General features: G+C 70.9%; 13 protein-coding genes and 2 tRNA genes. 1 reads left to right on the top strand and 14 read right to left on the bottom strand.

The genetic code is table 11. From position 1 onward, the window contains the following. Positions 1 to 314 precede the first annotated feature (314 nt). The 13 genes from ACFZCY_RS33170 to ACFZCY_RS33110 form a co-directional block, all read right to left on the bottom strand. Entirely contained in the window at positions 315 to 1,160 is an 846-nt protein-coding gene (locus ACFZCY_RS33170) for a DegV family protein (RefSeq protein ID WP_391181616.1), read from the bottom strand. Positions 1,161 to 1,241: 81 nt separating this feature from the next. Beyond that, positions 1,242 to 1,979, bottom strand: coding sequence for a hypothetical protein (locus tag ACFZCY_RS33165; protein WP_391181613.1), 738 nt, complete (start codon positions 1,977 to 1,979; stop codon positions 1,242 to 1,244). A gap of 163 nt (positions 1,980 to 2,142) precedes the next feature. Then, positions 2,143 to 5,019 carry a leucine--tRNA ligase gene (gene leuS / locus ACFZCY_RS33160; protein WP_391181610.1) on the bottom strand — a complete coding sequence of 959 codons (2,877 nt, stop codon included), beginning with the start codon at positions 5,017 to 5,019 and terminating at the stop codon, positions 2,143 to 2,145. 279 nt (positions 5,020 to 5,298) lie between these two features. Then, positions 5,299 to 5,371: transfer RNA gene (locus ACFZCY_RS33155), tRNA-Ala, on the bottom strand. 112 nt (positions 5,372 to 5,483) lie between these two features. Next, positions 5,484 to 5,717 (bottom strand): hypothetical protein, encoded by a 234-nt coding sequence (locus ACFZCY_RS33150; RefSeq protein ID WP_009717962.1) that lies wholly within the window; start codon positions 5,715 to 5,717, stop codon positions 5,484 to 5,486. A 5-nt stretch (positions 5,718 to 5,722) separates the two neighbouring features. After that, positions 5,723 to 5,881 (bottom strand): hypothetical protein, encoded by a 159-nt coding sequence (locus tag ACFZCY_RS33145; protein ID WP_179934253.1) that lies wholly within the window; start codon positions 5,879 to 5,881, stop codon positions 5,723 to 5,725. Between the two features lie 326 nt (positions 5,882 to 6,207). Continuing rightward, positions 6,208 to 6,280: transfer RNA gene (locus ACFZCY_RS33140), tRNA-Ala, on the bottom strand. A 127-nt stretch (positions 6,281 to 6,407) separates the two neighbouring features. Next, entirely contained in the window at positions 6,408 to 7,049 is a 642-nt protein-coding gene (locus ACFZCY_RS33135) for a histidine phosphatase family protein (RefSeq protein WP_391181606.1), read from the bottom strand. Positions 7,050 to 7,057: 8 nt separating this feature from the next. After that, positions 7,058 to 7,498, bottom strand: coding sequence for a ribosome silencing factor (gene rsfS, locus ACFZCY_RS33130; RefSeq protein WP_391181603.1), 441 nt, complete (start codon positions 7,496 to 7,498; stop codon positions 7,058 to 7,060). A gap of 139 nt (positions 7,499 to 7,637) precedes the next feature. Next, a complete protein-coding gene (locus ACFZCY_RS33125) occupies positions 7,638 to 9,404 on the bottom strand; it encodes a LytR C-terminal domain-containing protein (RefSeq protein WP_391181599.1) in 1,767 nt (588 codons plus the stop codon). A gap of 10 nt (positions 9,405 to 9,414) precedes the next feature. Then, positions 9,415 to 10,026 (bottom strand): nicotinate-nucleotide adenylyltransferase, encoded by a 612-nt coding sequence (gene nadD, locus ACFZCY_RS33120; RefSeq protein WP_391181596.1) that lies wholly within the window; start codon positions 10,024 to 10,026, stop codon positions 9,415 to 9,417. 59 nt (positions 10,027 to 10,085) lie between these two features. After that, positions 10,086 to 10,253 (bottom strand): hypothetical protein, encoded by a 168-nt coding sequence (locus ACFZCY_RS33115; RefSeq protein WP_391181593.1) that lies wholly within the window; start codon positions 10,251 to 10,253, stop codon positions 10,086 to 10,088. Positions 10,254 to 10,354: 101 nt separating this feature from the next. After that, the gene (locus tag ACFZCY_RS33110) at positions 10,355 to 10,504 is read right to left on the bottom strand and encodes a hypothetical protein (protein ID WP_167542520.1); all 150 of its coding nucleotides are present in this window, start codon (positions 10,502 to 10,504) and stop codon (positions 10,355 to 10,357) included. Between the two features lie 117 nt (positions 10,505 to 10,621). Between ACFZCY_RS33110 and ACFZCY_RS33105 the strand changes: the two genes are divergently transcribed. Beyond that, on the top strand, positions 10,622 to 11,794 hold the full coding sequence (locus ACFZCY_RS33105; protein ID WP_391181590.1) for a M48 family metalloprotease: 1,173 nt from the start codon (positions 10,622 to 10,624) through the stop codon (positions 11,792 to 11,794). A gap of 44 nt (positions 11,795 to 11,838) precedes the next feature. Here the strand turns inward: ACFZCY_RS33105 and ACFZCY_RS33100 are convergent, their stop codons facing one another. Then, a complete protein-coding gene (locus ACFZCY_RS33100; RefSeq protein WP_391181587.1) occupies positions 11,839 to 12,909 on the bottom strand; it encodes a hypothetical protein in 1,071 nt (356 codons plus the stop codon). Positions 12,910 to 12,945: the final 36 nt, after the last annotated feature.

Below are 12,945 nucleotides of genomic sequence, written 5' to 3'. Positions count from 1 at the left end.
GTGGGAGGGGGAAGAGAGCGGCCGCGCGGGCATTGCGCGGAGGTGACGCGGGGCGGGCCTGACGGCAGGTGGCCCGGGGATGACCGCCCGGGCGGGGCGCGGCGAGGCGGTGGCGGCCGCGACCCGGCTGCTGGTTCGTAACGGTGCGTGATCGTGTCCTCATGCCACCCGACGGTAGGCACCTTCGCCCGACCCCGCTGATCAGTCCCGATTCCCGGGGATAACCCGCGGAATGTGGAAAACCCCGTCACCCGAACGAGTCAACCACCGAACGAGTCATCCACCGAGCGAGTCCGCTACCGAACGAGCGGCCGCTACCGCGGAGAGACCACCGCGCCCAACAGCCCCGGCCCGGTGTGTGCCCCGATCACCGCGCCCACCTCGCTCACGTACAGCTCCGCGAGCCCCGGCACCCGCTCCCGCAGCCGCTCGGCGAGGGCGGTCGCGCGCTCTCCCGCCGCGAGGTGCTGGACGGCGATGTCCACCGGGCTCCGGCCCGCCCGCTCCACCACGATCTCCTCGAGCCGGGCGATGGCCTTGGATGCCGTGCGAACCTTCTCCCGCAGCTCGATCCGGCCCTCGTCGAGCTGGAGCAGCGGTTTGACCGCGAGCGCGGAGCCGAGGAGGGCCTGGGCCGCACCGATGCGGCCGCCGCGGCGCAGGTAGTCGAGGGTGTCGACGTAGAAGTAGGCGGAGGTGCCGTCGGCCCGCTTCTGGGCCGCCGCGACGGCCTCGTCCAGCGTGCCGCCGCCCTCCGCGGTCTCGGCCGCCGCCAGTGCGCAGAAGCCGAGCGCCATCGCGACCATGCCGCTGTCCACCACCCGTACCGGTACGGGCGCGTCCTGTGCGGCGAGCACGGCCGCGTCGTAGGTGCCGGAGATCTCGGCGGACAGATGCAGCGAGACGATGCCGCTCGCGCCCTCCGCCGCGGCCGCGCGGTAGGCGTCCGCGAAGGTCTCGGGGCTGGGCCGGGACGTGGTCACGGGCTTGCGCTTCTGCAGGGCCTCCGCGAGCGACAGGGCCGAGATCTCGGTCCCCTCCTCCAGCGCCCGGTCTCCGAGCACCACCGTCAGCGGCACGGCGGTGATGCGATGCCGCTCCATCGCCTCCTGCGGCAGGTAAGCCGTTGAATCGGTCACGATCGCGACATGGCGGGACATGACAGGGAGATTATCCGGGGAAGCCCCGGGCCGACAGCGCGACCCCACCGGTGATCACCGACCCTACTGGTAAGCCCGTGTTCAGGCGGTGTTCTCGGGGCGGGGGGACTCCTGCCAGGACTTCTGCCAGGAGTACGGCCGCGGTCGGGGCGCGCTCTCCAGAGAGGGCGGTTCCGGCCGGGGCGCGGACTCGCCCACGGGCGGCGACTTCGGCTCCGGCTTCCGTTCCGGCTCCGGCGCCGATGAGGGCCGCGGGCTCGCCTCGGGCCGCGGCTCTTCCACCGTCCAGTGCCGCAGCGCCCCCGCCTCCATCTCGATCTCGCGCCCCAGCGCGTCCAGCTCGTCGTGGGCGAACCGCTGCGCCCGCTCCCGCACCGCCCAGCGCAGCGAGTCCGCGGAGTGCGTGATCCGCTCCGTACGCTCCCGCAGCTCGGGGAGCAGGGCGGCGAGGCGGGTCTTGTCGGGCTCCCGCTCCAGCCGCCTCAGATCGTCGTCCAGCTCCTGGCCGTGCGCGCTGAGCCGCTGGAACAGGTTCAACGACTCCGCCACGGAGCGGTCTTGGCCCGCCACCGCGCGCAGGGCCTGCTCGGTGGCGGACATCGACGTACGCAGCGACAGCCGCAGCTCGGCCAGCTCACCGGACGCGCCCGGCCGGGCGAGCTGGCGGGCCCGGAGCCGGGTGTCCTCGACCGTGCGACGGGCCTGCTCCACGGTGCGGTCGAGGCCGCGCTTGGCCGTCCGCACCACCCGCACCGTGACATAGGCGCCGGTCACGATGAACATGACGAAAAGCAGCAACAGGATCCAGATGGCTTCCATGTGCGCTCCTTCGGGCGGCGGTCACCGCGGTGGCTGCTGTCCTCCCAGCGTAAACGGACCGGGCGGGCCGGAGGTTCCTGACGAACCCCCAGCCCGCCCACGCGGCAGCCCTCAGCGGTCAGCCCTATAAGACCAATCAGCCCGATAAGGCCGGCCAGGCCGGTCAGGCCGGGACGATGTTCACCAGCTTCGGCGCCCGCACGATCACCTTGCGGATGCCCGCGCCGTTCAGCGCCGCGACCACCGCCGGGTCGCCCAGGGCCTGCGCCTCCAGCTCCTCGTCGGAGACCGACGGGGAGACCTCCAGCCGGGCCTTGACCTTGCCCTTGACCTGGACCACACAGGTCACCGTCTCGTCCACGACGTACGCCGGGTCGGCGACCGGGAAGGGCTCGTGGACGACCGACGCGTCGTGGCCCAGCTTGCGCCACAGCTCCTCGGCGATGTGCGGGGCCAGCGGCGCGATCAGCAGCACCAGTCCCTCGGCGACCGAGCGCGGCACCTCGCGCACCTTGGTGACGTGGTTGTTCAGCTCGGTGATCTTGGCGATGGCGGTGTTGAAGCGCAGGCCCACCATGTCCTGCCGGACCCCGTCGATCGCCTTGTGCAGGGCGCGCAGCGTGTCCTCGTCGGGCTCCGCGTCGACGACGGTGACCTCGCCGGTGGCCTCGTCCACGACGTTGCGCCACAGCCGCTGCAGCAGCCGGTACTGGCCGACGACCGCGCGGGTGTCCCAGGGGCGCGAGACGTCCAGCGGGCCCATGGCCATCTCGTACAGGCGCAGCGTGTCGGCCCCGTACTCGGCGCAGATCTCGTCCGGGGTGACGGCGTTCTTCAGGGACTTGCCCATCTTGCCCAGCAGCCGGGTGACCTTCTCGCCCTGGTACCAGTACGCCCCGTCGCGCTCCTCGACCTCGGCGGCCGGGACGGCGATGCCGCGGCTGTCCCGGTAGACGTACGCCTGGATCATGCCCTGGTTGTAGAGCTTGTGGAACGGCTCGACCGACGAGACATGGCCCAGGTCGAACAGCACCTTGGACCAGAAGCGGGCGTACAGCAGGTGCAGCACGGCGTGCTCGGCGCCGCCGACGTACAGGTCGACGCCGCCGTGCGGCTGACCGTCGCGCGGGCCCATCCAGTAGCGCTCGGTGCCGGGGTCGACCAGCCGCTCGCCGTTGTGCGGGTCCAGGTAGCGCAGCTCGTACCAGCAGGAGCCGGCCCAGTTGGGCATGGTGTTGGTCTCGCGGCGGAACGGGCGCGGGCCGCGTCCGTCGCCCAGGTCCAGCACCACGTTGACCCACTCCTCGTTCCGGGACAGCGGGGTCTCCGGGGAGGTGTCGGCGTCTTCGGGGTCGAAGGTACGCGGCGAGTAGTCCTCGACCTCGGGCAGCTCCAGCGGCAGCATCGACTCGGGGAGCGCGTGCGCCACGCCGTCCTCGTCGTAGACGATCGGGAAGGGCTCGCCCCAGTAGCGCTGACGGCTGAACAGCCAGTCGCGCAGCCGGAAGTTGACGGTGCCCTCGCCGATGGAGCGGGCCTCCAGCCATTCGGTGATCCGGGCCTTGGCCTCGGTCACACCCAGGCCGTCCAGGGAGACGCCCTCACCGGCCGAATTGACGATCTTGGCGTCGTACGAGCTGAACGCGTCGTCCCAGGTCGACGGGTCGGTGCCGCGGTCGTCGGAGGGCTCGACGACGCAGCGCATGGGCAGCTCGAAGGCGCGGGCGAAGGCGAAGTCACGGTTGTCGTGCGCCGGAACGGCCATGATCGCGCCGGTGCCGTAGCCCATCAGGACGTAGTCGGCGATGAAGACCGGCACCCGGTCGCCGCTGACCGGGTTGACCGCGTACGCACCGGTGAAGACGCCGGTCTTGTCCTTGGCCTCGGCCTGCCGCTCGACGTCCGACTTGGCCGCGGCCTGCTTGCGGTACGCGGCGACGGCCTCGGCCGGGGTGGCGTGCCCGCCGGTCCACACGTCGTGGGCGCCCTCGGGCCAGGCGGCCGGGACGATGGAGTCGACCAGGTCGTGCTCGGGCGCCAGCACCATGTAGGTCGCGCCGAACAGGGTGTCCTGGCGGGTGGTGAAGACCGTGATCTTCGCGTCGGGGTGATCCTGTACCGGGAAGTCGACCCGGGCGCCCTCGCTGCGGCCGATCCAGTTGCGCTGCTGCAGCTTGATGGCCTCGGGCCAGTCCAGCGCGTCCAGGTCCTCCAGCAGCCGGTCCGCGTAGGCGGTGATCCGCATGTTCCACTGGCGCAGCTTGGCCTTGAAGACCGGGAAGTTGCCGCGCTCGGAGCGGCCGTCGGCGGTGACCTCCTCGTTGGCCAGCACGGTGCCCAGGCCGGGGCACCAGTTGACGGGCGCGTCCGAGGCGTACGCCAGGCGGTAGCCGCCCAGGACGTCCGCCCGCTCGGGCTCGGTCAGCCCGTCCCAGGGGCGCCCGTCGGGGGTGGCTCGCTCACCGGAGGCGAACTGCTCGACCAGGGTGTCGATCGGGCGCGCCTTGTTCGCCTCCGGGTCGTACCAGGAGTTGAAGATCTGCAGGAAGATCCACTGGGTCCACTTGTAGTAGTCCGGGTCGATCGTCGCGAAGGAGCGGCGCGGGTCGTGGCCCAGGCCCAGGCGGCGCAGCTGGCGCCGCATGTTGTCGATGTTCGCCTCGGTGCTGACCCGGGGGTGGGTGCCGGTCTGCACCGCGTATTGCTCGGCGGGCAGGCCGAAGGCGTCGAAGCCCAGGGTGTGCAGGACGTTGTGGCCCGTCATGCGGTGGTAGCGGGCGTACACATCGGTGGCGATGTAGCCCAGCGGATGGCCCACGTGCAGTCCCGCCCCCGAGGGGTACGGGAACATGTCCATGACGAACTTCTTCGGCCGGGCGACGACCTCGGCGTCACCGGTCAGGTCGCCACCCGGGTTGGGCGCGTCATACGTGCCGTTCGCGTCCCAGAAATCCTGCCAGCGGGCCTCGATGTCAGCGGCCAGCGCGGCCGTGTAGCGGTGCGGCGCGGCCACCTCGGCCGCGGCATTGGTCTCGCTCATGATCCTCAAAGCTCCATTGGTCGTCTCTGCCCGCGGTACAGGCCGATTCCCTCTTGTCCGGTGAAACAAAAAGGCCCCTCGCACAGGAGGGGACGCCGCGCCGATGCCGACCGGAGATGATCGCGGTCGGTACTGATCAGCGCGGCCCGCTAAGCAGAAGGCGTACGGCACGCATGGGGTCAGGTTACCGCAGGGCACCGACGAGCCGCATCGAGGTGACTCGGGAGCGAGGAAACGAGAAGCGGGCCGTCCGCATCGGACGACCCGCTCCCGCGATTGTGGAGCTAAGGAGAATTGAACTCCTGACCTCCTGCATGCCATGCAGGCGCTCTACCAACTGAGCTATAGCCCCAGGTCTTGCTCCGCCCGGTTCCCCTCGGCGGCATCGCCTACATTACACGGACGCCCCGGGCTTTAGCCAAATCGATTGCCGCGCCCCCGTGACCGGCCCGCCCCGCGCCGCCTCACGCCGTCGCGAACGAATAAAAACGCTTCAGCGTGCAGTGCTCTTCGAGGAGCCGACCGTAGATCGGCTCACCCTCCAGCTCCCGGTACGTCTCGATCGGATCGCCCTTGATGATCAGCGCCTGGGCGCACTCCGCGCACCAGTACTGATAGTCGGAGTTGAGCGGCTCCATGTCGCGGACGATGGGCGTGCCACCGCCGCACCAGTCACATTTCCGGCTGTGTGCTCCCATGTCACTCAGCTCCAGCTGTGGCCGCAGGCCGTACACACGTAGGAAACACCGCCGTTGTCGCCGAGTACCTGAGCCACATTGCCGGAACCGCAGGACGGGCATTCGATGCCCTCCCGAGCCGTCTCGGAAAGGTCCTCGAACGCGTCGAGGATGCTGGTCGGCATCCCACCCGTCCCTCCCCATCGGACTATCGGCCCTGCGCCCCCGCCGGCTGTCCGATTCTGCCACGGGGCGACGCCCAGGTCAGCGGAGATGCAACAGACGCCTCACCAGACTCACAAGCGCCCCGCGCGCACCGCCACTTCCGCCGAGGCTCGCGCGCTCGGTGCGGTGTCGTCCAACCTACCCAGGAAGATCGCACCGAACCCAGCCGCCCCGGGGACGGGCCGAGTTGAGCCGACGTCAACAGGGGGCGGGCCACCGGAGGTTCCGCCCGCGCAAAAGCGGCGATCCCGCCTCCCGGTGAGGGAGACGGGATCGCCGCCATCTGTGGAGCTAAGGAGAATTGAACTCCTGACCTCCTGCATGCCATGCAGGCGCTCTACCAACTGAGCTATAGCCCCGCTGCTCTCCGCGCCGCTGCGCTTCGAACAAGTAGGAGCTTAGCCGGTGACCAGCCGGAAAAGGAAATCGAGCCGGGAGGTGACCGCAGGCCGGGCCGGAAGGCCTTCCCCGGCCGTCCTGATCGCCCTAGTCGTCGTCGCCGAGGACGGGCTCGGGGAGGGATCCGGCGTTGTGCTCCAGCAGCCGCCAGCCGCGCGCGCCTTCGCCCAGCACCGACCAGCAGCAGTTCGAGAGGCCGCCGAGGGCCTCCCAGGTGTGCGACTCCAGGCCGAGCAGCCGCCCGATGGTGGTGCGGATCGTGCCGCCGTGGCTGACCACCACGAGCGTGCCGCCGTCGGGCAGCTTCTCGGCGGCGTCCAGCACGACCGGCGCCGCCCGGTCGGCGACCTCGGACTCCAGCTCGCCACCGCCGCGCCGCACCGGCTCGCCGCGCTTCCACGCCGCGTACTGCTCGCCGAACCGCTCGATGATCTCTTCGTGCGTGAGCCCCTGCCACTCACCGGCGTAGGTCTCCCGCAACCCGGCGTAGTGGTCGACCGTGATCCCGGTCACGGTCGCCAGCTCGGCGGCGGTCGCCATGACCCGCTTGAGGTCGGAGGCGATGATCGCGTCCGGCCGGAGCCCGGCCAGCAGCCGGGCCGCGCGGTGGGCCTGCGCGAGACCGGTGTCGGTCAGCTCGATGTCCAGGGAGCCCTGGAAGCGGCGCTCGATGTTCCAGGCCGTCTGGCCGTGCCGCCACAGGACTATGCGGCGGCCGCGGCCGCTCATGGTGCCGTTCAGCTCAGCTCACCACCCGCACCGCCGTCCGGGCCCTGCGCCTGCGCGTACTCCTCCGCCTTGCCGCGGGTGGCCTTGGCGTCGGCCGGCAGCTCCAGCTGCGGGCAGTCCTTCCACAGCCGCTCCAGGGCGTAGAAGACCCGCTCCTCGCTGTGCTGGACGTGCACCACGATGTCCACGTAGTCCAGCAGCACCCAGCGGGCCTCTCGGTCGCCCTCGCGGCGCACCGGCTTGGCGCCGAGGTCCTTGTTCAGCCTCTCCTCGATCTCGTCGACGATCGACTTGACCTGGCGGTCGTTGGGCGCCGAGGCCAGCAGGAAGGCGTCGGTGATCGAGAGCACATCGCTGACGTCGTACGCGATGATGTCGTGCGCGAGCTTGTCGGCGGCCGCCTGGGCGGCGGCGTTGATGAGCTCGATGGAGCGGTCCGTGGCGGTCACAGGCGAGGCTTTCCGGTCGGTGGGGACCCTCAGGGTCTGGGCAACCCCAAGGGTCTCACGCCCCACCGTCACGGCTCCCGGCCATTCCCCCCCCCAAGGCCACAGTGACTCTCCCGCGGCCGCGCTGCGGCGGCCGCGGTCAGCCCTGAGGGTCGTAGTCCGCGCCGAGGACCACCGTCACATCCGCGTTGGCGGCGCCCTTGCCCTTCGTGACCGAGGTCGCGGGCAGTCCGAGGGTCTTGGCGACCTCCTTGGCCTGCCCGGCCTGCCCGGCGTCCGCGTACGTCACCCGCGAGGTCTGCCGCGCGGAGCCGCCCTCGGTGGCGGCGACGACCGTGAAACCGCCGTTCACGAGCGCGACCCGGGCGGCACCCGAGGCGTCCTTGCCCCCGCCGGCGCTGGTCACGCTCACCCGTGCCGCGGAGCCCGGGTCGGTGTTCTTGACCGTGCCGCCGAGGACGTCCTTGACCACCCGGTCCGTCGCCCGGGCGCTGAGCGTGCCGTCGCCCTGGACCGGCAGCATCATTGTGTCGTAGTCGCCGCCCTTGGCCTGCCCTGCGAGCCGCGCCAGCGAGGCGCCGAGCTGCTGCTCGGACAGCGACGGGTCGGGGATCTGCGCCAGCTGCTCGACGGTCTTGGTGGCGCCGCCCGTATCGCTGGAGACCTTCTTCAGGGTGGCGTCCATGACCTGGCCGAACCGCGCGAGCTGCTTGGTCTGCGCCTCGCCCGGGGCCCGGTAGGTGGCGTACGCCACGGCCGCCTGACCGCTCAGGACCTGCTCCTTGCCCCGCTTGACCAGAGGGTCCTCGCCCTTCCGGGTGGCCGGCACCGTGGTGTCGGTGTCCAGGGTGACGCTGCCGACCAGCTCGACGAGGTTCTCCAGATAGGGCGTGTCCAGCCGCCAGGTGCCCTGGATCTTCGAGCCCAGCAGCGTGGACAGGGAGTCCCGGGTGGCGTCGGAGCCCTCGTCGGTCACCGACTTGCCGAGCGTGGTGGAGCCGCCGTCCTCGGTGGAGACGGACAGCGCGTTCGGCAGCAGGACGGTGGTGCCCTTCTTGGTGGTCTCGTTGTCCACCAGCAGCGCGGTGGAGGTACGGCCGCCCTTCAGCTCGCGCAGATGGACGACGATCACGTCGCGCTTCTGCGGACCCGCCGCCGTCTGTGCGTCACCGTCGGCGGAGAGCCCGGGCAGCATGCCCGCGTACCAGAGGTAGCCCACCCCGCCCACGGCGGCGAGGACCAGCACCACGATGAGCGCGACGAACCGGTTGCGGCCCTTGCGGCGGCGCTCGTCACGCCGCTCGGAGCGGGTCTCGGCGAACTTCAGCCAGTCGATGACGTCTTCGGAGTCCTCGTCGGGCTCCTCCACGAAGGAGAACTGCTCGGTGCGGTACTCCTCGCCCTCCGGATCCGGGCCGGGCTTGCCCTTGCCGGGCCCGGGCGCCTCCGAGGTGGCACCGGCCGGGGCGCCATGGGACGGCTCCTCCCGGCCCAGCTCGGCCAGCTCCTCGTACGGGTTCGGCTCATCCTCCTGAGCCGGAGCGGCAGGCGCGGCCGGGGCGACGGGCGCGGCCGGGGCGGCGTAGTCGTAGCCCTGCTGCCCGTACTGCTCCTGCTGCGGATAGTGCTGCTGCTGCCCGTAGTACGGGTCGTACTGCTGCGTGTGCGGATACTGCGTCTGGGCCTGCTGCGCCTGCTGGACCTGGCCGTACGGGTCGTAGCCGTAGCCGTACCCGTCCTGCTGCTGTCCCTGCTGCTGTCCGTAGTACGACGACGGGTCGTAACCCTGCTGCGCCCCCTGGGACTGGTACACCGGCTGCCCATAGGCGTCGTAGCCGACGATCTGCGGCTCCTGGGCGTACGGATCCCGCGCGTACGGGTCGTACGGGTCCTGTCCGTCGTTCACCGGTACCCCTTCAGCAGTCGTGCCGGTACAGCTCTCGCTTGTCGATGTACCGCACCACACCGTCGGGCACCAGGTACCAGACGGGCTCGCCGTGTGCGACACGCGCGCGGCAGTCCGACGACGAGATCGCCAGCGCCGGAACCTCGACCAGCGACACCCCGCCCTCCGGCAGCCCCGGGTCGGCCAGTATGTGCCCGGGCCTGGTCACCCCGATGAAGTGGGCGAGCGAGAACAGCACTTCGGCATCGCGCCAGGTGAGGATCTGGGCGAGCGCGTCCGCTCCGGTGATGAAGAACAGGTCCGCGTCACCGTTGAGCGCGCGCAGATCCCGGAGCGTATCGGTCGTGTACGTCGCACCGCCGCGGTCGATGTCGATGCGGCTGACCGAGAACTGCGGGTTCGACGCGGTCGCGATGACCGTCATCAGATAGCGGTCCTCGGCCGGGGAAACCTTTTTGTGGCTCTTCTGCCACGGCTCCCCGGTCGGTACGAACACGACCTCGTCCAGGTGGAACTGCGACGCCACCTCGCTCGCCGCGACCAAGTGACCGTGGTGGATCGGGTCGAACGTCCCGCCCATCACACCGAGCCGCCGCTTGGCCGGCGCCTTCTCCTCTTCCATGCGTGCAGACCCTACTGGGCCCGGCTCGAAACCGGGGCCCGAAGAGGCAACGGCCCCGGTCAGCGGTCCCGGTTGAAGCGGGTGGTGATCCACAGCAGCAGGAACAGGATGACGAGAGCCCCGCCGCCGGTCATGAAGGGGCTGATGCTCGGGTGGGTGTCGACATGCTCACCGCCCTCGGCCGCGAGGGTGGTGAGGGCAGCATGTGCGGTGCTGAAAGCGCTCATCGCAGGCGTTACCTATCCGGGTCTCGGCGTCACGTCACGTCCGCCACATCGTATGCGAGCCGGATTCCGGGCCTGCTCCCAGTCCGCCCTTGGGCCCGCCGTCAGTCCTGTTTGTACCCGCGCAGCAGGAACCACGCGACCAGGACGGATCCCACGACGCCGACGACGATGACGGTGCGCAGCAGCGCCCCCGGTCCCTGGTCCTTGGAAGTGGCGGCGAGCACAGCGGTGAGGCCAGTCATATCGGGCATGTCTCCACGCTAGCCCCTCGCCGGGCAGGGCCTAAGGTGGGGTCCGCCAAGGGGGGACGGGCACGACTGGGGCAGTACCGGGTCAGTTCGGGGAAACAGTCCGTACGAGGGGGACAGATGAGCGACAGCCATACGCATGGGACCGGTGGCGACGGAAGCGGCGCCGGAGAGGGACGTGAGCATGTGCCCAGCCGCGAGAGGCGGCGGTTTCCGGGCATTTCCTCGCGCGCGTACGAACATCCGGCCGACCGCTCGGCGCTGGTCGCGCTGCGCAAGCTGACCGGCTTCGACACCGTCTTCAAGGCGCTGAGCGGGCTGCTGCCCGAGCGCAGTCTGCGGCTGCTGTACCTGTCCGATTCGGTGCGGGTGAGCGACCGGCAGTTCGCGCACCTCCACGACATGCTGCGGGACGCCTGCTACATCCTGGACCTGGAGCGGGTCCCGGCGATGTACGTCACCCAGGACCCGAAGCCGAACGCGATGTGCATCGGCATGGACGCGCCGATCATCGTGCTGACCACCGGGCTGGTCGAGCTGCTCGACGAGGAGGAGATGCGGGCGGTCATCGGCCATGAGGTGGGCCACGCGCTGTCGGGGCACTCCGTCTACCGGACCATACTGCTGTTCCTGACCAACCTCGCGCTGAAGGTCGCCTGGATCCCGCTCGGCAATGTGGCGGTATTGGCCCTGGTGACGGCGCTGCGCGAGTGGTTCCGCAAGTCGGAGCTGTCGGCGGACCGGGCGGGGCTGCTGGTCGGGCAGGATCTGCGGGCCTCGATGCGCGGGCTGATGAAGCTCGCGGGCGGCCACCATCTGCACGAGATGAACGTGGACGCCTTCCTGGAGCAGGCCGAGGAGTACGAGAACAGCGGTGACCTGCGGGACTCCGTCCTCAAGATCCTGAACATGCTGCCGCGCAGCCACCCGTTCACCACCGTGCGCGCCGCCGAGCTGAAGAAGTGGGCCGCGAGCCGGGACTTCCAGCGGCTCATGGACGGCCACTACCCGCGCCGCGACGAGGACAAGGACACCTCGGTCGGCGACTCCTTCCGGGAGTCCGCGGACCACTACGCGGAGTCGATCCGCACCAGCAAGGACCCGCTGATCGCGTTCGTACGGGACGTGGCGGGCGGCGCCGGGGACCTGGGCAGCAAGCTGCGCGACCGGTTCAGCGGCGGCGGCAAGCCAGGCGGGAACACCACCGAGGGCACGCCCCCGCAGGACGCCCAGGAGGGCCCCGAAGGGGGGTCGGACGAGGATTCCCGGGGGGACGGACCGCCCCGGGCCTGACGCGGGGCGCCTTGGGCCTGACGCGCGCAGGCACTGGAAGCGCGCTAAGGGATGGTGTGCGTGCCCGGGGAGAGCACGCCGCAGAGGGAGACCGGGGTGCGGCCCGGGGCGTACGGGTCGGTGCCGGCCGGGGCGTCGTTCCGGACGCTCTGCCCGGCCGGCAGCGGCCGCAGATAGCCGGAGGCGTTCGCGGAGCACGCCTGCGGGCCCGCCAGCACCGAGCTGTGCACCAGCTCCACCCGGTGGTCGCGCAGATCCCCGCGGTCGAAGCGGAACCGGGTCTCACGGCGGACCGTGTACAGCGAGGCGTGGTCCGGGGCCCGCTCGTGGGCCCGCTGGATCGCGTAGACGAAGACGTGGTCGGCGCTGACCTCCAGGGTCGAGGGGGTGCGCTCGACGACCGTCAGCGTGCCGCGCACCCTCACCGGCGCGTCGGCCAGGGTCACCTCGGCCGGGTTGAAGCGGGTCAGCCAGCCGGTGGCCGCATGGCGGCCGTCGTCCACCGGGTGTTCGAAGCTCTGGTCGAACTGGATCTGCTGGGCGGGATCGAGCAGCAGCCGCACCGTCTGCACCGGTCCGCCGGTGAGCACGCCCGGGTCGAGGGCGGACTTCACCACGTAGTCCTTGGCCGTGGTGAGCGCCGTCATCACCTGGCTCTCGGAGAAGCCCTGGGTGCGGCGGACGGCGGGCAGGGTGACCCCCTCGGCGCCGGTGCGGAACTCGGCGGCCGGGCTCTTCCGGAACAGCTCCGCGGGCCGCCCGCCGGGCACCTCACCGCGCGGCGAGAGCGGCACCACGCTGCTGCGCAGCGGCTCGACGGCCTGCGGCTCGGGGGGCTGGTAGGGGTGGCGTACGCCCATGTAGACGGCCGCCGCGAAGGCGAAGGCGATCAGCAGGACGAGGACGACGGCCTGCCGCGACGCCCCGGCGCGCGTCCAGGCGTGGCGGCTGCGCACCGCGCGCGAGTGATCGTCCATGCGCTCCTGGGCGGAGAGCTCCTGGAGCCGGGCAGCACGAACGAAGGACTCGTCGAATACGACGGAGCGGTACTCGTCCTCACCACCTCCCGGGACGCCCTCGGGTGTCCCCTCGGGAGGGTCTCCACGCCCGGTCATACCTCAAGAGTAGGTCGCCGGGGGCAGCGGTAAACG

The organism is Streptomyces sp. NPDC007983 (genome assembly GCF_042958345.1).
Lineage (GTDB): Bacteria > Actinomycetota > Actinomycetes > Streptomycetales > Streptomycetaceae > Streptomyces.
This window is presented reverse-complemented; position numbering and strand designations above follow the sequence as displayed.

What these genes read in the sequence shown, in the direction of transcription:
- ACFZCY_RS33165 (WP_391181613.1), bottom strand. Translation starts at nt 1,979, where the DNA reads ATGGAAGCCATCTGGATCCTGTTGCTGCTTTTCGTCATGTTCATCGTG.
- leuS (WP_391181610.1), bottom strand. Translation starts at nt 5,019, where the DNA reads ATGAGCGAGACCAATGCCGCGGCCGAGGTGGCCGCGCCGCACCGCTAC.
- nadD (WP_391181596.1), bottom strand. Translation starts at nt 10,026, where the DNA reads ATGGAAGAGGAGAAGGCGCCGGCCAAGCGGCGGCTCGGTGTGATGGGC.
- ACFZCY_RS33145 (WP_179934253.1), bottom strand. Translation starts at nt 5,881, where the DNA reads ATGCCGACCAGCATCCTCGACGCGTTCGAGGACCTTTCCGAGACGGCT.
- ACFZCY_RS33110 (WP_167542520.1), bottom strand. Translation starts at nt 10,504, where the DNA reads ATGCCCGATATGACTGGCCTCACCGCTGTGCTCGCCGCCACTTCCAAG.
- ACFZCY_RS33170 (WP_391181616.1), bottom strand. Translation starts at nt 1,160, where the DNA reads ATGTCCCGCCATGTCGCGATCGTGACCGATTCAACGGCTTACCTGCCG.
- ACFZCY_RS33135 (WP_391181606.1), bottom strand. Translation starts at nt 7,049, where the DNA reads ATGAGCGGCCGCGGCCGCCGCATAGTCCTGTGGCGGCACGGCCAGACG.
- ACFZCY_RS33105 (WP_391181590.1), top strand. Translation starts at nt 10,622, where the DNA reads ATGAGCGACAGCCATACGCATGGGACCGGTGGCGACGGAAGCGGCGCC.
- ACFZCY_RS33150 (WP_009717962.1), bottom strand. Translation starts at nt 5,717, where the DNA reads ATGGGAGCACACAGCCGGAAATGTGACTGGTGCGGCGGTGGCACGCCC.
- ACFZCY_RS33100 (WP_391181587.1), bottom strand. Translation starts at nt 12,909, where the DNA reads ATGACCGGGCGTGGAGACCCTCCCGAGGGGACACCCGAGGGCGTCCCG.
- ACFZCY_RS33115 (WP_391181593.1), bottom strand. Translation starts at nt 10,253, where the DNA reads ATGAGCGCTTTCAGCACCGCACATGCTGCCCTCACCACCCTCGCGGCC.